Consider the following 21,534-nt stretch of genomic DNA (forward strand, 5'->3'; position numbering starts at 1 on the left):
CACGCAGGGCGCGTCGAACCAAGCCGGGGTTGGCGATAGGCATGGAAGATCAGGACGGCGAAGAAACGGTTCGCCGGGCATGGCTACGTTGGCTGGGCGTCGGCACCGGTTCGCTGGCGCTCGTACTGGCGGGGTTGTGGACGCAACGTGCGCCGATCGCCGAAAATTTCATCAGCCGCGAACTCAACCGGCGCGGGGTGCAGGCCAATTACGATCTGGTCGATGTCGGCCTGCGGACCCAACGGATCGAACATATCGTGCTGGGCAATCCCGCGCATCCCGACCTGACGGCCCGTTGGGTGGAGGTCGACATCGCCTTTGCCGGCCTGACGCCGCAGGTTGCCGCCGTGCGCGCGGGCGGCGTGCGGATGCGCGGCACCTATCATGACGGCGTGCTGCGCCTGGGCGAACTCGACAAATTTCGTGATCCCGATTCGACCGCGCCATTCAGCCTGCCCGACATGCTGGTGTCGATCGCCGACGCGCGGCTTACGCTGGATACCGATGCCGGTCGGATCGGCATGCAGGTCGACGGCGACGGCAATCTGCAATCGGGTTTTCGGGGGCGTCTGGCCGCCGCCATGCCGCGCGCGGCGCTGGCGGGATGCGGGGCAACAAGGGCAAGCGCCATCGTGGCGATCGCCATGCGCCAGGGCCAACCCACATTGTCCGGACCGATTCGTGCCGACGCGATCGCCTGTCGCAGCGCTGACGTGGCGATCGCACGGCCGGTCGCCACCATCGACATCGATCTGAGCCAGGCGCTCGATCGGTGGAAGGGTCATGTCGACCTGGCGGGGCAGGCGCTCAAGGGCAAGGGGCTGGTGCTGGCGTCGCCCTCGGGCCGTATCGATTTCGACGGCACGGCGCAGCGCACCGCCGGAAAGCTGGCGATGAAGGCGGATGCCCTCAACGCGCGCGCCGCGCGGTTGCGCGAAGCCAGACTGTCGGGCGACTTCGTCATGGGCGCCGGGGGCAGCAGCCTGAAAGGCACATTGTCGGGTCAGGACATCAGGGCGTCGTCGCGCGACCCGATTGCCAGCCTGCGGACCGCTTCGACCAATACGCCGGTGGGGCCGCTCGCTGCGCAACTGGCCGATGCGGTCGAACGCGCCAGCGCGGCCAACCAACTGCGCACCCGCTTCGCTCTGGTCTATAAGCCGACCGGCGGCAGCCTGGTCGTCACCGACGCCGAACTGGACGCGCGCAGCGGCGCGCGGTTGGGCCTTGCACCCGAAAGCCTGGTGACATTGACGTGGCCGGGTAAGCGGGGCGGCCTCGACTGGGCGCTGGACGGCGCGTTGAAGACGGGCGGGGGCGGCCTGCCCAATGCCGCGATCCGTGTGGCGCGGCGGCCCAGCGGCGGATTCGGGGGCGAATTGTTCGTCGATCCCTATACCGCGAGGGACGCCCGCCTGACGCTGGATCGGGTGCGCTTCACTGCGGACGCGAACGGGGCGACCCGCTTCTCGACGGCGCTGCGGCTCGACGGGCCTTTGCCCGATGGGCGTTTGCGGGGATTGAGCATACCGGTCGAAGGACGCATCGCGGCCGATGGCGCATTGGCGATCAACAGCGGTTGCGTTCCCGTTTCGCTGGTGGAAGCCCGCTACGGCGTCTTCGCGCTCGGCCAGACGCGCCAGACCCTATGTCCGGTCGGTGGTGCGATGGTCTCGACGGGGCCGGGCGGCACCAAGGGCGGCGCAGAAATTCGCGATCTCGCGCTGGAAGGCCGCAACGGCAGCAGCCCGATGCGCCTGACTGCCGATCATGCGCGCGTCGTTCTGGGCCGCACCGGCTTCGCGCTTGCCAATCCGGCACTTACGATTGGCCCGCAGGATGCCCCGTCCGTCCGCTTGACCGCCGCGACGCTCGACGGCCTCGCGACGAAGGACGGGTTCGTCGGCAAGGTCGGCGGCGCGGGCGGGCGGATCGGCAGCGTGCCCCTTATCGTGGAGCAGGGCGCGGGCGACTGGGCCTTCGCCAAAGGTGCGCTCACCTTCCGGGCGGCCGTGGTCGTGCGTGATTCGCAGGCACCCGCGCGCTTCGTGCCCATGCCGGTCCCTGATTTCGCGCTTGCGCTGAAGGATGGCCGCATCACCGCCACCGGATCGCTCACCGCGTCGCGCAACGGCGCGAAGGTGGCCGACGTCGCCATCGCGCATGATCTTTCCAGTGCGAAGGGCCATGCCGGCCTGACCGTGCCCAAACTGCTATTCGGCCCCGCCCTCCAGCCCGACGACGTGACCCCGCTGACCCGTGGCATCGTGGCCAATGTGAATGCCAGCGTGACCGGGACGGGGCGAATCGACTGGACCGGCTCCACCGTCAGCAGCCGCGGCACCTTCCGCACCGACAACGCCAATCTCGCCGCCGCCTTCGGCCCAGTCGAGGGGGTGTCGGGCGAGATTCGCTTCACCGACCTTATCGGCCTGGTCTCCGCGCCGGGGCAGGAGGTGCGCATCAAGTCCGTCAATCCGGGCGTCGAGGTGCACGATGGTGTCGTCCGCTACCATCTGGAACCGGGGCAGAAGGTGCGAATCGAGGGCGGCGGCTGGCCCTTCTCCGGCGGCAAGCTGGACTTGCTGCCCACGACGATGAATTTCGGCGAAGATGTCGATCGCTATCTGACCTTCCGCGTGATCGGGCTGGACGCGGGTGCGTTCATCCAGGCGATGGAACTGGACAATATATCCGCCACCGGCACGTTCGATGGCATCATGCCGCTGATCTTCAATGCGAAGGGTGGCCGGGTCGCGGGCGGCGTGCTGGTCGCGCGGCAGCACGGCATGGACCCGCTCATCATGCCCGAAGGCGTGCTGCCGACGATCCCCTGCGATCCCACGCGTCAGTCCGGCGTCCTGTCCTATGTCGGGCCGGTATCGAACGAACAACTCGGCACGATGGGGCGCATGGCGTTCGACGCGCTCAAAAACCTGCAATATAAATGTCTGACAATCCTGATGGATGGCGCCTTGGATGGGGAGATGGTGACGAACGTCGTCTTCAACGGCGTCAACCGGGGCAAACTGGGCGACGCGCCGGGCGGGATAGCGCGCAGCTTCATCGGATTGCCCTTCATCTTCAACGTCCGGGTGGAGGCCCCTTTCCGCGGGCTGCTTGGCACCGCCCAGTCCTTCATCGATCCGACCCAGACAATCCGGGACGAAATCGGCAAGCAGGCGCAGGAAAAGATGCGCACCCAGGGTGTGCAGGGCCTTGCGGTTCAGCCTCTGGACAGCGACAAGGGGCCAGATAGGGAACCGAAATGACAAAGCGACATATCATCATGGTGGGTTTCGCCGGATTGGCCCTGACGGGCTGTATTCAGGTGAAGGCGCCTGACAAGCCGATCGAAATCAACCTGAACGTGAAGGTGCAGCAGGAAGTCGTGGTGCGGCTGCAACGTGACGCGCAAGACCTGATCCAGAATAACCCGGAGTTGTTCCCGCAATGACACGCAAGATATTCATGATCGCCGCCGGCGCTGCGGTCGCTTTGGCGAGCGGCATCATCATGACCGCGCCCGCGCGCGCGCAATCCGGACCCGTGGCCGCCGCGATGGCGGCCGGAACGGTGGGTGAGCAGGCCGACGGCTATCTCGGCATCGCCGGGTCGGTCGGCGCGGACGTGCGTTCGGAGGTCGAATTGATCAATATCAAGCGCCGCGCCGTCTATACCCAGTTGGCGAGCCAGCGCGGCGTCACCGTACAGGATGTCGCCGCTGCGACCGGTTGCCAAACGCTCAGCAGCCGTGTCAAACAGGGGCAGGCCTATCGCATCGGTGCGGGCGCCTGGCAGACCAAGGGGGCGGACCCGATCGCGCTGCCCGGCTATTGCGCGACCGCGGGGTAAGGGAAACCGCCACTGGCGGACTTTTTATCGTCCTTCGTGCGGGGCGGTTATTCTCTGCCCTAACCATGGTTGACTATCCGTCATCCCCTTTCTAAACGGGCCGCGCCTTGACGGGTGCAGCCGCAAGCTCCATGCCGCCTGCCATCGGGTGAACAACCCGGATGGAGGATGACCATGGTTGCGGAAACACCCGGACAGGACCCGGCAGGGGAGGACGCGCGGATCGGCTCTTTGGAAGAGCGGATCGCACGGGCCGAACATGTCGAAAAGGTCAGGCAGGGGGCCACTGGGCAGAAGGCGGACGATGGGTCTCGCCTCGGCAACAGGGTTCTTGCTGAATTGATCGGCGGTCTTGTCGGCGGTGCGTTGATCGGCTGGGTTCTCGACCGGCTGTTTGGCACATCCCCATGGCTCCTGCTCGTGTTCCTCGGTCTTGGGATCGTGGCGGCGTTCAGGAACATCATCAGATTGACGACGACGAAGCGTCCCGACCAATAGGGACGCTTTTGTCATAGTCCGAAGACATGGACGTTACAGGGGTCAACGTGGCAGAATCCGGCAAAATCGATCCGATGCATCAGTTTGCTATCGAACCGCTGTTCGGTACGGACCATCTGTCGATCGGCGGTTTCAACATCGCCTTCACCAACAGCGCGCTCTATATGGTGCTGGCCGCTGTCGTGCTGTGGATCTTCGTGATCGGCGGCATGAAGCGTGAACTGGTGCCCGGTCGCTGGCAGATGGCGGTGGAATATTTCACCGGCTTCATCAAGAACCTGCTGATCTCCAACGTGGGTGAGGGTGGCAAGAAATACATCCCCTACGTCTTCTCGCTCTTCATGTTCATCCTGCTGGCGAACCTTCTGGGCCTCCTGCCGCTGGGTCTGATCGGGCTTCACCCCTTCACCTTCACCAGCCACTTCACCGCGACCGGTGTGCTCGCCATCATGAGCTTCTCGATCGTTCTGATCGTCGGTTTCGCCAAGCATGGCTTCCACTTCTTCTCGCTGTTCGTGCCGCATGGCACGCCCGTGGCGATGGTGGTGCCGCTCTTCTTCATCGAACTCGTCTCCTTCATGGTGCGTCCGTTCAGCCTGGGCCTGCGACTGTTCGTCGCGATGACCGCTGGCCACGTATTGCTTAAGGTGCTGGCGGGCTTCGTCATCAACAGCGCTAATGCGTCTCCGCTTCTGGGTCTGACCGTCGGCTCCGCCAGCTTCATCCTGATGATCGGCATCAGCGCGCTGGAAATGCTCGTCGCGGTCATCCAGGCCTATGTGTTCGCGCTGCTGACCTCGGTCTATCTCAACGATGCCGAGAACCTGCACTAAGTTTCACCTGATTTTCCTCAACTTTTACCTGATTTAACAAGGGAGTTTACGACATGGACGCAGAAGCCGCAAAGCTGCTCGGTGCTGGCCTGGCCGCGATCGGTGCGGGCATCGCTGCCCTGGGTGTTGGCAACGTGTTCAGCGCGTTCCTCGAAGGCGCGCTGCGCAATCCGGGCGCCGCTGATGGTCAGCAGGGCCGTCTGTTCATCGGTTTCGCCGCGGCGGAACTTCTGGGTCTGCTGGCGTTCGTTATCGCCATGATCCTGGTGTTCGTGGCCTAAAGCACGAGATAGAAGCGGGCGGGGCGGCATCATGGCCTGCCTTGCCCGCTTCCCTTATTTGACCGCCCTCTGATCGGACGGACCGTAAAATGCCTCAAATCGCGCAAATTGCCGACACTTACTCCAGTCAGGTCTTCTGGCTGCTGTTGACGTTCGGCTTCATCTTCTTCGTCATCGGCCTTGGCATGGTGCCAAAGGTTCAGGGTACGGCGGATGCGCGCGACGCGAAGATCAGCGGTGATCTGGACGCCGCGAAAGCGGCCTTCGCCCGCGCCGACGAAGCGGAAGCGGATTACCGCAGCCGTGACGCGGCAAACCGCGCCGCCGCCCAGGCGACGCTGGCCAAGGCCAAGAGCGAGGCCGCCAAGGCTTCCGAAGTGCGTCTCGCCGCCGCCGATGCGGTCGTCGCGGATCGCATTGCCGCCGCCGAAGCCCGTATCAAGGGTGCCAGCGACGCGGCCATGGCAGAAATCGAAACCGTTGCCGCCGACGCGGCGCGCGACATGGTGGCTCGCATCTCCGGCGTCGACGCGTCGGACGAAGCAGCCCGCAACGCAGTAAAGGCGGCACTGGCCCATGGCTGAGGCAGCAGCACAGCATTCGGCGGAAAATCCGCCCTCGCTCGACCAGGCGATCCATGCCGAAGGCATGGAACCGGTCGGCACCGTTTCGCACGAAGGCGTGGCGCCCCACACCGATCCCAAAGCGGTCGGCATGGACGCGACCGCCTGGGTCAGCCTGGCGATGGCGGTGTTCATCGTCATCCTGCTGGTCAAGAAGGTGCCCGCCCTGATCGGCGGCGCGCTGGATGGCCGGATCGCGCAGATCAAGGAACAGCTTGCCGAAGCCTCGCGCCTTCGCGCCGAGGCCGAAACGCTCAAGGGCGAATATGAAGCCAAGCTGGCCGCCGCAGCCGGTGAAGCCGACGCCATGCGCAAGGCGGCCGAACATGAAGCCGAAGGGCTGATCGCCGACGCCACGGTCAATGCCGAAGCGCTGGTCGCCCGTCGCGAAAAGATGGCGGAGGATAAGATCGGCGCAGCAGAACGCGCTGCGATCACTGCCATTCGCGCCAAGGCGGTCAACGCGGCCACCAGTGCCGCCGCCGTCCTGATCGCGCAGGGGCATGACGCCCGCGCGGACAAGGCGCTGGTCGACAGCGCGATTTCGGGCCTGGGCACCGGCACGATCAACTGATCGTTCGGGACTGAACGGAAAAGGGCCGGTGCGCATCGTCGCACCGGCCCTTTTTCGTTGATTGTCCCCATCTTGCTGGGGAGAGGGGACCGCGCGGAGGGAAAAATGCGCCACGGCGCTATGCTCCCCACCGCCCGATCGGCGGGCGACAAAAGCCGCCCGCCTCTTACTTCACGCCGCCAGCGTGGCGTTATCGATCACGAAGCGATATTTGACGTCGCTCTTCTGCATCCGCGCATAGGCGTTTTCGATGTCCTGGATCGCGATCATCTCGATCTCGGCCGTGATGCCCTTTTCCGCGCAGAAATCGAGCATCTCCTGCGTTTCGGCGATGCCGCCGATCAGCGAACCGGCGATCGCCTTGCGACCGAAGATCAACACCCCGACACTGGGCGACGGGTGAGGATGTTCGGGCACGCCGACCAGCGTCATCGTGCCATCCCGCTTCAGCAACGCGGTAAAGGCGTCCAGATCGTGGCTCGCCGCAACCGTGTTCAGGATGAAATCGAAACTGTTGGCATGGGCCGCCATCTCGTCCGCATTGCGCGACACGATCACCTCGTCCGCGCCCAGCGCCAGCGCATCCTGCCGCTTGCCTTCGGACGTCGTGAAGGCGACGACATGCGCGCCCAATGCATGGGCGAGCTTCACGCCCATATGGCCCAGGCCGCCGATCCCGACGATACCGACCTTCATGCCCGGCCCGACCTTCCAGTGACGCAGCGGCGACCAGGTGGTGATTCCTGCGCACAATAGGGGCGCGACGGCGGCTAGCTGTTCGGGCGCATGGCTGATCTTCAGGACGAAATCATCCTTGACCGTGATGCTCTGCGAATAGCCGCCCATCGTATGGCCCGGCGCGTCGGTGGTCGCACCATTATAGGTGCCGACGAAACCCTTCTCGCAATATTGCTCCAGCCCCTCGTCGCAGGATGCGCAGGACTGGCAACTGTCGACCATGCAGCCGACCCCGACCGTATCGCCGACCTTGAACTTCGACACATGGTCGCCGACGGCGGTCACATGGCCGACGATCTCATGGCCCGGAACACAGGGATATAGGGTGCCCTGCCATTCGCCCCGGACCTGATGCAGGTCCGAATGGCAAACGCCGCAATAGGCGGTGGCGATCTGCACGTCATGCGCGCCGACGTCGCGGCGCGTGATGGCGATCGGTTCCAGCGGCGTGTCGGCTGCCTGGGCGCCATAGGCTTTTACGCTCATGGATGATGTCCTTGATGATAGGGATGTCTTCGCGGATCAGCGGGCGATCCAAATGGAATCCCGCCTCTTTGTGCGGTGCGGCATAGATAGGAAGCATCGCGAAGCGATCAACCACACCATTGCGAAAGACGCGGACGGCGCTATCTCATGCGCCATGTCCGGCCCGCAATCCCCCGATCGTTTCAATGAAGACAAGGCAAGCTTCACCATCACCGGCAGCCAGCCGGATATCGACGCGGGGGTGGAGGCGATCCGCACGACGCTCAAGACCCTGCCGATCCGGCCCGGCGTCTATCGCATGCATGATGCGCGCGGTGACGTGCTGTATGTGGGGAAAGCGCGGGCGCTGAAAAACCGCGTCGCCAACTATACCCAGGTCGATCGCCTGCCCCGGCGGCTCCAGCGCATGGTCGCCCAGACCCGCAGCATGACGATCGTCACCACCAATAGCGAGGCGGAGGCTTTGCTGCTGGAAGCGCAACTCATCAAGCGTTACCGCCCGCCTTACAACGTCCTGCTGCGCGACGACAAAAGCTTCCCCTTCATCCTGTTGCGGGAGGATCATGCCTTCCCCCGCGTTCAGAAACATCGCGGCGCGCGCAAATATAAGGGGCGCTATTACGGCCCCTTCGCCAGCGCCGGATCGGTGACGCGGACGATCAACGCGTTGCAGAAACTCTTTCTTCTCCGTAGCTGCACCGACAGCTTCTTCGCCAACCGCTCGCGCCCCTGCCTTCTCTATCAAATCAAGCGCTGCTCCGCCCCTTGCGTCGACCGGATCGACCCGGCGGGCTATGCCGAACTGGTAAACGACGCGCAGGATTTCCTGGGCGGCAAGTCGACCGCCGTGCAGAAAAAGCTGGGCGCCGCGATGCAATCGGCGTCGGATGCGATGGATTTCGAGCAGGCGGCGGTGATCCGCGACCGGCTGAAGGCGCTGACCTTCATCCAGGGGTCGCAGGCGATCAATGCCGAAGGGCTGGGCGACGCCGACATCTTCGCGCTGGCGGAGAAGGGCGGGGCGATGTGCATCCAGGCCTTCTTCATTCGCGGCGGCCAGAATTGGGGCCATCGCAGCTTCTTCCCGGTCCACACCGCCGATGTGGCCACGGACGAGGTGCTGGAAAGCTTCATGGCCCAGTTTTACGAGGAAGTGCCGCCGCCCAAGCTGATCCTGGCCGATCGCCAGCCCGCCGAATGCGACCTGATGATGCAGGCGCTCGGCGAACGTGCGGGTTTCAGGGTGAAGATCGAGGTGCCCCAGCGCGGCGACCGCACCCGCCTCATCAAGCAGGCGCAGCGCAACGCGGTGGAGGCGCTCGACCGGCGGCTGGCGGAAACCACCAGCCAGGGTAAGATCCTCGACGAAATGGTCGAAACCTTCGGGCTGGACGGTGTGCCCGACCGCATCGAAATCTACGACAACAGCCATATCCAGGGCGCGCATGCGCTGGGCGCGATGGTCGTCGCGGGGCCGGAGGGCTTCCGCAAGAACGCCTATCGCAAGTTCAACATGAAAGACCCGGCCATCTCGAACGACGATTTCGCGATGATGCGCGAAATGTTCGAACGGCGCTTCGGTCGCGCGCAAAAGGAAGACCCCGATCGCGACAGCGGCGAATGGCCCGACCTGGTGCTGATCGACGGCGGCAAGGGGCAACTGTCCGCCGCGCGCACGATATTGGAGGAAATGGGTATAGAGGATGTCTGCATGATCGGCGTCGCCAAGGGGCCGCATCATGGCCGCGACGGCCGCGAAGTCTTCCACATGCTCGACGGCCGGGAAATCAGCTTCCCGCTCAACCATCCCGTTCTCTTCTATCTGCAAAGGCTGCGCGACGAAGCGCACCGCTTCGCCATCGGCGCGCACCGCGCCAAGCGCAGCAAGGCGATCACCGTATCGTCGCTGGACGAAGTCCCCGGCATCGGCCCCGCGCGGAAGAAGGCGTTGCTGATGCATTTCGGCACCGCCCGCGCCGTCCGCGACGCCGCGCTGGATGATCTGGCCAAAGCGCCCGGCGTGTCGAAGGCGGTGGCGCAGCAGGTCTATGATTATTTCCATGGCTGACGCAGCACGGCGTTAAGCATGGCGTGAAAGCAGCTTTTAAGGCGTTGCGACTAAAGCGTCCCGATTATCAAGGGGATGTTCCGCATGCGCCGTCTGCTGATGTCGATACTGCTTGCCCTCGTGGCCGCGCCCGTGGCGCAGGCGAAGGAAGTGAAGGCCATTACCCCTCTTGCCATCGCGGCGGGACAGCCAATCCGCATCACCGGCATGGACCTGGACTATGCGCCCAAGGTGCAGGCCGAACTGGCGGAAGGTGACGCCAAAGCGGCGCGCAAGCGCGCCGATCAGGGCTTGCCGCCCCTCGACGGCAATAGCTATCCCGATGGCCTGGATGGTGCAGCCTATGCCACCATGCCCTTCAAACAGATGTTTCCGCTGGTGGTCCGGGATGTCGTGCGCGAATGGCGACTGGACGAAGGCAGGCCGGTCTTCCTGCGCATATCGATCGATTATCTCAAGACCGCCGACGCCGCCGTCGCGTTGCTCGTTGGCAGCATGGACATGCTCCAGGGCAAAGTCGATGTGATCGACCCTGCATCGGGGCAATCGCTCGGCGCGTTCAAGGTTGAAATCAGAGATATGAAGGCAGGGTGGGCCGACATGCTCGTGCGCGGCGGCGGCATCCGCGAAAAACTGGCGGAGCGATTTGCGCTGGCGATAGCCAAGCATATGTCCGGGCGAAAGACGATGGCTGGCTAAGGATCGCGACCATAAGGCGACCTCTCGGCTGGCGTTGCGCTTTCACGCGCGGCTGCTTGCGCCTATGGACGACGCATGCCCAGTCTCGTCACCTCCGCCATCGTCTGCGCCGTGCGGCATCATGGCGAACATGGTGCGATCGTACGGCTGCTGACGCCCGATCATGGCCTGTTGCCTGGATATGTCCGGGGTGGGCGGTCCCGCACGCTGCGTCCGGTGCTGCTGCCCGGCAATGTCGTGAAGGCAGACTTTCGCGCCCGTACCGAGGATCAACTGGCTGGCCTGACGGTCGAACTCGCGCACAGCCGCGCGCCGCTGCTGGCCGAACCGTTGCCTGCGGTGGCGATCGACTGGAGTTGCGCGCTGACGGCAGCCACCTTGCCGGAGGGAACGCCCTATCCCGCGCTGCACGAAGCGCTGGACGGGATGTTGGGCGCGATCGAGGCGGCCCCGGCCGCGCGGGGCTGGGCTGTGGCGCTGGTACGCTACGAATTGCTGCTGCTGGCGGAACTGGGGTTCGGCCTTGACCTGACCCGCTGCGCCGCGCTGGGCGACACGGACGACCTCGCCTATGTCAGTCCCCGCAGCGCGGCGGCGGTCAGCCGGGCGGCGGCGGTCGGTTATGAAAGCCGGTTGCTGCCCCTGCCGCCCTTCCTGATCGAAGGTGGCATGGGCGACTGGCCGCAGATATTGGACGGCCTGCGCCTTACCGGCTTCTTTCTCGAACGATCGGTGCTGACCGACTGGCGCGCCGACATACTGGCGGCGCGCGAACGGCTGGTGGATCGGCTGAAAAGAGCGGTTGCCTAATCCGGGTTCGTTCTGCAAAGGCCTGCGCCAACAGTCTGCCCTATTGTTGCACGCTATGGGCCAACGCGAACATATTGTGAGGAAGCGTAATCATGTTGATCGCCCTGTTTCCCGGAGACGGCATCGGTCCCGAAATCGTCGCGCAAGCGACCCGCGTGCTGGACGCGCTGGGCATCGATGGCCTGACCTATGAAGACGGGCTGGTCGGCGGCGCGGCCTATAAGGCGGTCGGCCATCCGCTGCCGCCCGAAACGCTGGCAATCGCGAAACGCGCCGACGCCATCCTGTTCGGCGCGGTCGGCGATCCCGACTGCAACTCGCTGGAGCGGCACCTGCGCCCGGAACAGGCGATCCTGGGCCTGCGCAAGGAACTGGGCCTCTTTTCCAACCTGCGCCCGGCCAAGGTTTTTCCCGAACTGGCGCATGAAAGCGCGCTCAAGCCCGAAGTCGCCGGATCGATCGACCTGCTGATCGTCCGCGAAACCAATGGCGATGTCTATTTCGGCGAGAAGGGTTTCCGCACCACCGTCGACGGCCTGCGCGAAGGCTATGACATCATGTCCTACAACGAAGCCGAAGTGCGCCGGATCGCCCATGCCGGTTTCCAGGCCGCCCGCGCCCGTCGCGGCAAGCTCTGCTCGGTGGACAAGGCCAATGTGCTGGAAACCAGCCAGTTGTGGCGCGACGTGGTGATCGAAGTGGCGGCCAACTATCCCGATGTCGCGCTCAGCCATATGTATGTCGATAACGCCGCGATGCAGCTGGTCCGCAACCCCGGCCAGTTCGACGTCATCGTCACGGGCAACCTGTTCGGCGACATCCTGTCCGATCAGGCGAGCATGTGCGTCGGCTCCATCGGCATGCTGGCGTCGGCAACGCTGAACGGCAGCGGACAGGGCCTGTATGAGCCGATCCATGGGTCCGCCCCCGACATTACCGGCACGGGCAAGGCGAACCCGCTGGCGACCATCCTGTCGGCGGCGATGATGCTGCGCTACTCGCTCAACCTGCCCGAACAGGCCGACCGTATCGAAGCGGCCGTGGCGAAGGCGCTGGCGGGCGGCGCGCGCTCGCTCGACCTGGGCGGCACGATGTCGACCGTGGAGATGGGCGACGCCGTTTTGGCGGCGCTCTGACCGATTGGTTGGACGCATAAAAATGGATGAATAATTTAAGCTTTGCGGCCCCATGCCGATCTAATCAGAAAATGGGGTCGTATTATGCATAGAAAATTGACGCAGGAGCATGACGACCTGCGCGTGGCGATGCGCAATTTCGCGTATGTCATGCGGACTGCATGCAATGACGACATACCTTCGATCGCTCGGTTGCGTATCGATTTTTCCCAGATGTTTCGCGCACATATGGCGCAGGAAGACGCGATGGTGACGGCGTTGCGCCACAGCGCCATAAGCCCGCAGATCGACCGCACCCTGCGCGACCACAGCCGGGGCGTAGTCGCACTGTTCCTGCGCTACAGCGATCATATCAAATATTGGACCCCGGTGCAGATCGGCAAGGATTGGCCCGGCTATCGCGACGCCGTGCTGTCGCTTCAGAATGGTCTGTACGAACGGATGGAGTGGGAGGAACAACATCTCCATCCGCTCTTCGACGGGGCTGCCCTGCGGGCCGCCTGACCGGTCCAATTGCGCGTGAACGGTTCTGTTCCGGCACGGGGCGAGCCTGTAGGCGCGCGGGATGACAGACTTCTCTCTCGCGTCGCTGCGCGCCGCCGCCGCCATGGTCCATGCCCAGGTGCCGCCGACGCCGCAATATGCCTGGCCGCTGCTGGCGCGCCGGTCGGGCTGCGACCTGTGGGTCAAGCATGAGAACCACACGCCCACCGGGGCATTCAAGGTGCGCGGGGCGATCACCTATATCGACTGGCTGCGTCGCACGCACCCGGACGTCAGCGGCATCATCACCGCGACACGCGGCAACCACGGCCAGGCGCAGGTGCGCGCGGCATCGGCGGCGGGCCTGTCCGCCACCATCGTCGTGCCTCATGGCAATGCGCTGGAAAAGAACGCCGCGATGCGCGCCTTCGGTGCGACCTTGATCGAACATGGCCATGATTTCGACAGCGCCAAGGCGGAGGCGATCCGTCTGTCGGTGGAACAGGGCCTGTTCATGGTCCCCGCCTATCATGACGAACTGGTGCGCGGCGTATCCAGCTATGGGTTGGAATTGTTCGACGCGGTGCCCGATCTCGACACCGTCTATGTGCCCGTAGGCTGCGGATCGGGCCTGTGCGGCACCATCGCCGCCCGCGACGCATTGGGCCTCAAGACCAAGGTCGTCGGCGTCGTGTCGGCCCATGTCGATGCGGCGAAGCGCAGCTTCGAAGCGGGCCGCCTGATCGCATCGCCCACCGCCTACACCTTCGCCGATGGCGTTGCCGTCTGTACTCCGGTCCAGGCGGCGCTCGACTATTTCGGTCCACGCGCCGACCGCTTCGTCGCCGTCACCGACGACGAAGTGGCGCAAGCGATTCGCATTTATTGGCAGGACACACATAACCTGGCCGAAGGCGCCGGGGCGGTGGCGCTCGCTGCGGCCCTCCAGGAAAAGGACCGAATGCGGGGCAAGAAGGTTGCAGTTATCCTCTCGGGCGGTAATGGCGACATGAGCCAGATGGCCGAGATATTGGGCGGCACCACCCCGGTGGTGCGGCAAGACATGCGGAAAGCGATATGAAGCGGAAAAGCGGTCAGAACCCTGAGATCACCAAGAATTGGAAGCCAGCGACGCTCGCCATCCGTGGCGGAACCGCGCGTAGCGAATGGGGCGAAACCTCCGAAGCCCTGTTCCTGACCAGCGGCTACAGCTACGACCGGGCGGAAGACGCCGCGGCGCGCTTTGCTGGCGATCAGGTCGGCATGACCTATTCGCGGCTCCAGAACCCCACGGTAGAGATGCTGGAACAGCGCATCGCCCTGCTCGAAGGGGCGGAGGCCTGCCGCGCCACCGCCACCGGCATGGCCGCCATGACCGCCGCCCTGCTGTGCCAATTGTCGGCTGGCGACCATATCGTCGGGGCCAAGGCCGCCTTCGGATCGTGCCGCTGGCTGACCGATACGCTGTTGCCCCGCTTCGGCATCAAGACGACGACGATCGACGGCAGCGACACGGCCGCCTGGCAGGCCGCCGTTCGTGCCAATACCAAGGTGTTCTTCTTCGAAACCCCCGCCAATCCGACGATGGACGTGGTCGACATCGCCGCGGTCTGCGCCATCGCGAAGGCGCATGGCATCACGACCGTGGTCGACAACGCCTTCGCCTCGCCCGCGCTGCAACGGCCGATGGAGTTTGGGGCGGATGTCGTCGCCTATAGCGCGACCAAGATGATGGACGGGCAGGGCCGCGTCCTGGCAGGCGCGATCTGCGGGACGCGCGACTGGATCGACAATGTCCTGCTGCCCTTCCACCGCAATACCGGCCCGACGCTCAGCCCGTTCAACGCCTGGGTGGTGCTCAAGGGGCTGGAAACGCTGGACCTGCGCATCCGCCGCCAAAGCGAAAATGCGCTGAAAGTCGCGCAATTCCTGGAAGGTCGCGTCGCCAGGGTGCTCTATCCAGGCCTGGAAAGCCATCCCCAGCACGCGCTCGCCATGCGCCAGATGGATGCGGCCGGGCCGATCTTCTCGCTCTATGTCGGTGGCGGCCGGGCGGAGGCGCATGGCCTGCTCAACGGCCTGGAACTGGTCGACATCAGCAACAATATCGGCGATTCGCGCTCCTTGATGACTCATCCCGCCTCCACCACCCATTTCGGCATGGCGGAAGAAGCGCGGCTGGAAGTCGGCATCACCGAAGACATGCTGCGCCTGAATGTCGGTCTGGAAGATGCGGACGACGTCATCGCCGACCTGGATCAGGCACTGCGCGCGATAGGGCGTTGACGCAGGCGGGGGCAGGGCGCATTTCGAAACTGTGAACGCACTCTTCCCCTTCCACGCGACCACGCGGGACATCATCGTCCATGTCGCGGTCACCTTCCTGCCCGAACAGTCGGAGCCGGACCGGGGCCGCTGGTTCTGGGCCTATCACATCCGCATCGAAAATCAGGGCTACCAGCCGGTTCAGCTCCTGACCCGCCACTGGATCATCACCGACGGGCGCGGCGCCCAGCATCTGGTGGATGGCGATGGCGTGGTCGGCGAACAGCCGGTGGTGCAGCCGGGGAAAAGCTATGACTATGTATCGGGTTGCCCCCTCAACACGCCGACTGGCTCGATGAAGGGCAGCTATCGCATGATCGGCGTCGGCGGGGAGACGTTCGATGTGGCGATCCCGCATTTCGCCCTCATCGCCCCGGCGGTGGCCGAATGAAACGGACCCATTTGCCGCTCAACGGCCTGCGCGTGCTGGACGCCGCCGCGCGGCACCTGTCCTTCACCCGCGCGGCGGACGAACTGGCTGTGACGCCCGCTGCGGTCGGCCAGCAGATTCGCGCGCTGGAAGATATGCTGGGCGTCGTCCTGTTCCGCCGCACGCCCAAGGGGCTGGAACTGACGCCCGAAACCGAGGCCGGCCTCGACGCCCTGCGCGCGGGTTTCCTGGAGTTTGAGGAAGCGGTTCGGGCGATGCAGGCTGGTCAGTCCAGCAACGCACTGACCATCGCCGCGCCGCGCGACATCACTGGCAAATGGCTCCAGCCGCGCCTGGCCGCCTATGCCGCCACCCAGCCCGACCTGAGCTTCCAGCTGATCTCGGCCGACGAAGCACTCGACTTCACCGAAGCCAATCTGGACATCGCCCTGCGCCTGGCCGACGGCGCTGGCGAGCATGAGGGCGTGAAGATCGGTGAGGCTGCCTATGTCATGGTCGAGGCGGCGGCGGGCGGTCCCGACCATCGCATCGACTGGCCCGGTTGCCCGTCCGGCGACAAACCCGCCATCATCCGCGTCGCCGACGGCGGCCTGGCGATCGAGGCGGCGGCCAGCGGCTTCGGTCGCGCGCGTGTGCCGCTGCTGCTGGCGCAGGGGGATATCGCGGCGGGCCGGGTACGCCAGGTGGGCGACACCAGTCCCACGCTGCTCGCCTATTGGCTGATCGCGCCGCTACCCCAATGGCGGCAGAAGAAGGTCAAGGCGCTGGTGGAAGCGCTGACGGTTTAATCGACAAGGGTTCCTCACTTATGGTCGTAGCCGATCCCCGCCTCGTCAATCTATGATAAAGCGGGAACGGCCATAAATGCGTTTACCAACCACCATGTTACAGAATGTGACGCCATTTTCGGAGGTGTACCGGGGCATAGATGTTTCAAGTAGATTATGATCGCTACGCCAATTGCCTCACGATCAAGGTCGAAGGCTTTTGGAAACCGGAAAATGTCGTCGCCCTGGCCAAGGAAGTGGGATCAAAGGCGAACCAGGCACGATTGATCCGGGACGATTTCAATGTGGTCGTCGAATCCTTCGATTTCCCGGTGCAGGCGAACGACGTGGCGGATTTGCTCGCGAACATCATGCGCGGTGGCATGGCGCTCACGACTGGACGAACGGCCGTCGTCGTCGGCAGCCAATTGAACAAGGCGCAAGCGGAAAGAACCCTGGTGCATCCAAGAGTGCGCGTGTTTCTCACGATGGAGGATGGACGCGCTTGGCTCGCAAGCTAGGGCTGATCCGCTCCCTCGTCACATAGCATAGTCTCATTGTGCCAGCAGATTCATCGCCCGTGTCATCAGCGCCACGAATTTCGCTTCGTCCAGCCGCGCCGCCGGATCGTTCCAGCTCCCGCTGACCGCATACCAACGGCCGTCACGCGCCTGCGCCAATATGTTCATCGCCATGACGCCCGGCTCACTCCCGCCCTTATAGCCCAGATAGCGCCAGCGTTTGGCGTCGGCAGGCGCGATGCCGGGATTGACCGCCAGGATCGGCAACGCGTCGCCGCCATGGATGCGCAGCCAGTTCAGTAGGGCGATCATATCCTTGGGGCTGGCGAACCATTCGATGCTCTCGATCGCGGTCGGAACTTCCGCGACGCTGCCCACATCCACCTTGTCGGCGGTCAGGCGCGGCGCGGCCTCGCGCAGCAGAGCGCGACGTTCGACGGTCGATCCGGCTTCATAGCGGCGACGCAGATCGGCATTGGCTGGCATTTTCAGTGCGAAGCCTTCGGCGGTGCTGAGCAGCGGCAATGTCTTGGTCGCGTCGGCATGGCCGGTAGTCGCCAGCATCGCATCCACCTTGTCCCGATCCAAAGCCCGCAACAGCGTGTCGCTGGCGCTATTGTCGCTTTCGGCGATCATCGCGGTCGCCAGACTATGCAGCGTCATCGGTGCGCGATCGGGCCAACCCATCAGCCGCCCCGAAAAGCTTTTCGGACCCAGCGGTACGACATCGCTCCAGCGTCGTTCGCGCGCCTGCGTCGCTCGGGCCAGTTCGGCAAGGATATAGAGTTTGAAGCTTGATCCGGTCGCCATCTGCGCGTCGGCGCGATGGGTATGCAGCCATTGCGGCGCGCCATCGGTCAGCCGAGCCGCAGCGAAGGCTGTGACGCCGGGCAGCGTCGCCATCTCCGCCATCACCTTGTCCAGGCTATCGTCGGCCGTGCGGGCGCCCACGATATGCAACCCCACGACCAGATTGGGCGCTTGCGGCGCGACGACCAGCGTGAAGCCGACGGTCGCGCGTTCGTAGCGGATTTCCACCTGGCCCGCCGTCGCGCTGTCGGTACGCACCGCGCCCAGCGCGATCGGCGCGCCATGCTGGGCGCGCAGGTCGGCGGCGATCGCCCGCCAGCGATCGACCGGCACCGCATCAAGAAACAGCGTGGAGAAAAACGCCGTTTCGCCACCCGGCGCAGACAGGATGCGCAGCAGCTCTTCGGCGCGCGCCTGATAGGAGGGGGCAGGGGTTGCGCGGGCGGCGCCCGGGAGCAGGACCATGGCCAACAGGACGAGGGCGATGACGCGCGCCGTCACGGCTATGCGGACCCACCCGACCGGCGCCTGGGGCAAGCCCACCCAATCACGCGTCGATCGCCTCCTCATCCACCGCCGCGGCATTTTCCTGGATGAAGGCGAAGCGGTGGGCGGGGTTGGTGCCCATCAGCCGGTCGACCAGATCGCGCACTTGTTGCCGATCCTCTATATCGTCGGGCAGGGTGATGCGGATCAGCATCCGCGTCTTGGGGTCCATGGTCGTTTCGCGCAACTGCATCGGGTTCATCTCGCCCAGCCCCTTGAAGCGGCTGGTCTCGACCTTCTTGCCCTTGAACTCCTTACGCAACAGCTCCTCGCGATGCGCATCATCCTTGGCGTACAGGCTCTTGCCGCCCGCAACCAGCCGATAGAGCGGCGGCTGCGCCAGATAGAGGTGCCCACGCCGCACCAGTTCGGGCATTTCCTGGAAGAAGAAGGTCATCAAAAGCGTCGCGATATGCGCCCCGTCGACATCTGCGTCTGTCATGATGACGATGCGTTCGTAGCGCAGGTGATCCGGGTTGCAATCCTTGCGCGTGCCGCAGCCCAGCGCGAGGATCATGTCGGCAATTTCCTGATTTGCCAATATCTTGGCGGTATTTGCTGAGGCGACGTTGAGGATCTTGCCCCGCAATGGCAGGATCGCCTGCGTCTTGCGATCGCGCGCCTGCTTGGCCGATCCGCCTGCGCTATCACCTTCGACCAGAAAGATTTCAGCACCTTCCGGGTCGTCGTTCGAACAATCCGTCAGCTTTCCGGGCAGGCGCAGCTTGCGGCTGTTGGTCGCGGTCTTGCGCTTGACCTCCTTCTCCTGCTTGCGCTTGAGGCGCTCGTCCATCCGGTCCAGCACATAGGCCAGCAGCGCTTTCCCCGGTCCATATGGTCGGTCAGGAAATGGTCGAAATGGTCGCGGACCGCATTTTCCACCAGCCGCGCGGCATCCGGACTGGTCAGCCGGTCCTTGGTCTGGCTCTGGAATTGGGGATCGCGAATGAAGACGGACAGCATGATTTCCGATGACGTCATGATGTCGTCGGCCGTGATGTCCTTGGCCTTCTTTTGCCCCACCAGATCGGCAAAGGCGCGGATGCCTTTCACCAATGCAGCGCGCAGGCCGGCCTCATGCGTGCCGCCATCGGGCGTCGGGATCGTGTTGCAATACCAGCTATAGCTGCCGTCCGACCATAGCGGCCAGGCGACGGCCCATTCGACCCGCCCGGCGGCGCCCGGAAAATCCTGACTGCCGGAAAAAAACTGCGTGGTCGCACAGTCCCGATCGCCAATCTGTTCCTTCAGATGATCGGCCAGGCCACCGGGAAACTGAAACACCGCCTCGGCCGGCGTATCGTCGCTGATCAGGTCCGGCGCACATTTCCAGCGAATTTCGACGCCCGCGAACAGATAAGCCTTGGACCGGGCAAGCCGATAGAGACGCGAAGGCTTGAACTTCTGCTCGCCGAAAATCTCCGTGTCGGGGACGAAGCTGACCAACGTGCCCCGCCGGTTGGGCGCTGCCCCGACTTTCTCCAGCGCGGTGACCGGCAATCCTTGCGAAAATTTCTGGCGGAACAACTCCTTGTTGCGCGCCACTTCGACCACCGTGTCGGTCGATAGCGCGTTCACCACGCTGATGCCCACGCCGTGCAGGCCGCCGGACGTGGCATAGGCCTTGCCCTCGAACTTTCCGCCCGAATGCAAGGTGGTCAGGATCACCTCCAGCGCCGACTTGCCGGGAAATTTGGGATGGGGATCGACCGGAATGCCACGACCATTGTCGGTGATGACCAGCTTATTGCCTGCCTCCAGCGTCACCTCGATCCGGGTGGCGTGGCCCGCGACCGCCTCGTCCATGCTGTTGTCCAGCACCTCGCTGGCCAGATGGTGCAACGCCCGCTCGTCGGTGCCGCCGATATACATGCCCGGGCGGCGGCGCACCGGCTCCAGCCCCTCAAGCACCTCGATCGTCGAAGCATCGTAATTTTGCGGGGCGGGCGTGTTGGCGGCGAACAGGTCTTCGGACATGCATCAAGCTATAAGCGGGCGGGCGGCGGGCGCAAGCGTTGCATCGCGGCCACAGGGGCAATCAAATGTCACAAAGTGCGATGCAACAAATTTGCCACGAGGATCGTTAGCGCCGGGAATGTGGAGACGATTACCTCCGCATAAGGCGAGGAGACTTATTTTATGAAGCTGAAACTGATCGCGCCACTGGGCGCTACCTTTGCGATCGCCATGGCAGCCATGCCGGCCGCCGCGCAGGATAGCGGTGCCGTCGACTGGACCGGTCCCTATGTCGGCGTGTCCTTCGGTAAGACCTGGCAGAAAAAGGATGGTGGCGAACATCTGCGGTTCGACACCAATGCCGACGGCAATTATAACGACGTCATCCGCACCACCACCGGCGCGAACGCCTTTTCGCCCGGCACCTGTGGTGGCGCGGCACGCGGGCCGACGCCTGCCAGCGGCTGCAACGACGACAAGAACGCCATCAGCTGGCTGGGCCATGTCGGTTATGACAAGCAGTTCGGCAGCTTCGTTGTCGGCGCCGTACTGGAAGGTGGCAAGACGTTTATCGACGACAAGGTGAGCGAATATTCGACCACCCCGGCCTTCTACACCATGCGTCGTAAGCTCGACTGGAACGCTAATGGCCGTCTGCGCGTCGGCTACACCACGCCCGGCGGCATCATGCCGTACATCACCGGAGGCGTGTCCTATGCGCAGGTGCAGAATTATTTCCGCACGAGCAACACCGCCAACAGCTTCACCCCGGCCAATGCCGAGGAAAAGGCATGGGGTTACAATATGGGTGGCGGCATCGAAGCCAAGGTGTCCGATCATTTCTCGATCGGCGCACGCTATCTTTGGACCCGCTATAACACGGGCGATTATCGCGTCGACGTCGGTGCGGGCAGCGCTCCTGCGACCAACCCGTTCCGCATCACACCGTCGGGCGGCGCCAGCATCAATCGCGGCGACAAGTTCGACACGCAGAGCGTGATGGTCACCACCAGCTACCGCTTCTGATCATCGAAAAAATCAAGGGGGGTAGGTTCCATGAACCGGCCCCCTTTTCTATGCCTGCGGTAAAATGTCGGTGTGGCGATCGCCCGACCCGTTATCCGGACGAAAAAA

At 64.2% G+C, this 21,534-nt stretch carries 21 protein-coding genes and 1 pseudogene; 19 read left to right on the forward strand and 3 right to left on the reverse strand.

Annotated features, from left to right (window positions below):
* The first annotated feature begins 41 nt into the window (after positions 1–41).
* The 8 genes from U5A82_RS11315 to U5A82_RS11350 all read left to right on the forward strand — a co-directional run bounded on the left by U5A82_RS11315 (position 42) and on the right by U5A82_RS11350 (position 6,664).
* Positions 42–3,272, forward strand: coding sequence for an intermembrane phospholipid transport protein YdbH family protein (locus U5A82_RS11315; protein ID WP_326290931.1), 3,231 nt, complete (start codon positions 42–44; stop codon positions 3,270–3,272).
* Complete coding sequence (locus U5A82_RS11320; protein WP_326290933.1) at positions 3,269–3,457, forward strand: YnbE family lipoprotein; 189 nt, start codon at positions 3,269–3,271, stop codon at positions 3,455–3,457. Before U5A82_RS11315 ends, U5A82_RS11320 begins: the two co-directional genes overlap by 4 nt.
* Positions 3,454–3,855: a YdbL family probable chaperone protein gene (locus tag U5A82_RS11325; protein WP_326290934.1), complete on the forward strand. Its 402-nt coding sequence runs from the start codon at positions 3,454–3,456 to the stop codon at positions 3,853–3,855. Before U5A82_RS11320 ends, U5A82_RS11325 begins: the two co-directional genes overlap by 4 nt.
* A 174-nt stretch (positions 3,856–4,029) precedes the next feature.
* Entirely contained in the window at positions 4,030–4,353 is a 324-nt protein-coding gene (locus tag U5A82_RS11330) for an AtpZ/AtpI family protein (RefSeq protein ID WP_326290935.1), read from the forward strand.
* A 47-nt stretch (positions 4,354–4,400) separates the two neighbouring features.
* Positions 4,401–5,186, forward strand: coding sequence for a F0F1 ATP synthase subunit A (locus U5A82_RS11335; RefSeq protein ID WP_326290936.1), 786 nt, complete (start codon positions 4,401–4,403; stop codon positions 5,184–5,186).
* 53 nt (positions 5,187–5,239) lie between these two features.
* Positions 5,240–5,467, forward strand: coding sequence for a F0F1 ATP synthase subunit C (locus U5A82_RS11340; RefSeq protein WP_006961951.1), 228 nt, complete (start codon positions 5,240–5,242; stop codon positions 5,465–5,467).
* Positions 5,468–5,556: 89 nt separating this feature from the next.
* Positions 5,557–6,051: a F0F1 ATP synthase subunit B family protein gene (locus tag U5A82_RS11345; protein WP_326290937.1), complete on the forward strand. Its 495-nt coding sequence runs from the start codon at positions 5,557–5,559 to the stop codon at positions 6,049–6,051.
* The gene (locus tag U5A82_RS11350; RefSeq protein WP_326290938.1) at positions 6,044–6,664 is read left to right on the forward strand and encodes a F0F1 ATP synthase subunit B family protein; all 621 of its coding nucleotides are present in this window, start codon (positions 6,044–6,046) and stop codon (positions 6,662–6,664) included. The genes U5A82_RS11345 and U5A82_RS11350 overlap by 8 nt, the downstream gene beginning before the upstream one ends.
* Before the next feature lie 171 nt (positions 6,665–6,835).
* On the opposite strand, the gene U5A82_RS11355 is transcribed toward U5A82_RS11350, so the two are convergent.
* The gene (locus U5A82_RS11355; RefSeq protein WP_326290939.1) at positions 6,836–7,888 is read right to left on the reverse strand and encodes an NAD(P)-dependent alcohol dehydrogenase; all 1,053 of its coding nucleotides are present in this window, start codon (positions 7,886–7,888) and stop codon (positions 6,836–6,838) included.
* A gap of 154 nt (positions 7,889–8,042) precedes the next feature.
* Here U5A82_RS11355 and uvrC point away from each other — a divergent pair, with 154 nt between their 5' ends.
* From uvrC to U5A82_RS11405, 10 genes are all read left to right on the forward strand, one after another.
* Positions 8,043–9,956 (forward strand): excinuclease ABC subunit UvrC, encoded by a 1,914-nt coding sequence (gene uvrC, locus U5A82_RS11360; protein ID WP_326292915.1) that lies wholly within the window; start codon positions 8,043–8,045, stop codon positions 9,954–9,956.
* 84 nt (positions 9,957–10,040) lie between these two features.
* Positions 10,041–10,655, forward strand: coding sequence for a hypothetical protein (locus U5A82_RS11365; RefSeq protein WP_326290940.1), 615 nt, complete (start codon positions 10,041–10,043; stop codon positions 10,653–10,655).
* A 75-nt stretch (positions 10,656–10,730) separates the two neighbouring features.
* Positions 10,731–11,465, forward strand: coding sequence for a DNA repair protein RecO (gene recO, locus U5A82_RS11370; protein WP_326290941.1), 735 nt, complete (start codon positions 10,731–10,733; stop codon positions 11,463–11,465).
* A gap of 92 nt (positions 11,466–11,557) precedes the next feature.
* On the forward strand, positions 11,558–12,601 hold the full coding sequence (gene leuB / locus U5A82_RS11375) for a 3-isopropylmalate dehydrogenase (RefSeq protein ID WP_326290943.1): 1,044 nt from the start codon (positions 11,558–11,560) through the stop codon (positions 12,599–12,601).
* A gap of 84 nt (positions 12,602–12,685) precedes the next feature.
* Complete coding sequence (locus U5A82_RS11380; RefSeq protein ID WP_326290945.1) at positions 12,686–13,105, forward strand: hypothetical protein; 420 nt, start codon at positions 12,686–12,688, stop codon at positions 13,103–13,105.
* A 61-nt stretch (positions 13,106–13,166) separates the two neighbouring features.
* On the forward strand, positions 13,167–14,165 hold the full coding sequence (locus U5A82_RS11385; RefSeq protein ID WP_326290947.1) for a threonine dehydratase: 999 nt from the start codon (positions 13,167–13,169) through the stop codon (positions 14,163–14,165).
* The gene (locus tag U5A82_RS11390) at positions 14,162–15,370 is read left to right on the forward strand and encodes a trans-sulfuration enzyme family protein (RefSeq protein WP_326290949.1); all 1,209 of its coding nucleotides are present in this window, start codon (positions 14,162–14,164) and stop codon (positions 15,368–15,370) included. The genes U5A82_RS11385 and U5A82_RS11390 overlap by 4 nt, the downstream gene beginning before the upstream one ends.
* 31 nt (positions 15,371–15,401) lie before the next feature.
* Positions 15,402–15,800 (forward strand): Co2+/Mg2+ efflux protein ApaG, encoded by a 399-nt coding sequence (gene apaG, locus U5A82_RS11395; RefSeq protein ID WP_326290951.1) that lies wholly within the window; start codon positions 15,402–15,404, stop codon positions 15,798–15,800.
* The gene (locus tag U5A82_RS11400) at positions 15,797–16,588 is read left to right on the forward strand and encodes a LysR family transcriptional regulator (protein ID WP_326290953.1); all 792 of its coding nucleotides are present in this window, start codon (positions 15,797–15,799) and stop codon (positions 16,586–16,588) included. The genes apaG and U5A82_RS11400 overlap by 4 nt, the downstream gene beginning before the upstream one ends.
* A 140-nt stretch (positions 16,589–16,728) precedes the next feature.
* Positions 16,729–17,088 (forward strand): hypothetical protein, encoded by a 360-nt coding sequence (locus tag U5A82_RS11405; RefSeq protein ID WP_326290954.1) that lies wholly within the window; start codon positions 16,729–16,731, stop codon positions 17,086–17,088.
* 33 nt (positions 17,089–17,121) lie between these two features.
* On the opposite strand, the gene U5A82_RS11410 is transcribed toward U5A82_RS11405, so the two are convergent.
* Both U5A82_RS11410 and parE read right to left on the reverse strand, forming a co-directional pair.
* Positions 17,122–18,435, reverse strand: coding sequence for a serine hydrolase (locus U5A82_RS11410; protein ID WP_326290955.1), 1,314 nt, complete (start codon positions 18,433–18,435; stop codon positions 17,122–17,124).
* A gap of 10 nt (positions 18,436–18,445) precedes the next feature.
* Positions 18,446–20,421 (reverse strand): annotated as a pseudogene (gene parE / locus U5A82_RS11415) (DNA topoisomerase IV subunit B).
* 162 nt (positions 20,422–20,583) lie between these two features.
* Between parE and U5A82_RS11420 the strand changes: the two are divergent.
* A complete protein-coding gene (locus U5A82_RS11420; protein ID WP_326290956.1) occupies positions 20,584–21,426 on the forward strand; it encodes an outer membrane protein in 843 nt (280 codons plus the stop codon).
* Positions 21,427–21,534: the final 108 nt, after the last annotated feature.

The sequence above is a fragment of the Sphingobium sp. CR2-8 genome, assembly GCF_035818615.1.
Classification (GTDB): domain Bacteria; phylum Pseudomonadota; class Alphaproteobacteria; order Sphingomonadales; family Sphingomonadaceae; genus Sphingobium.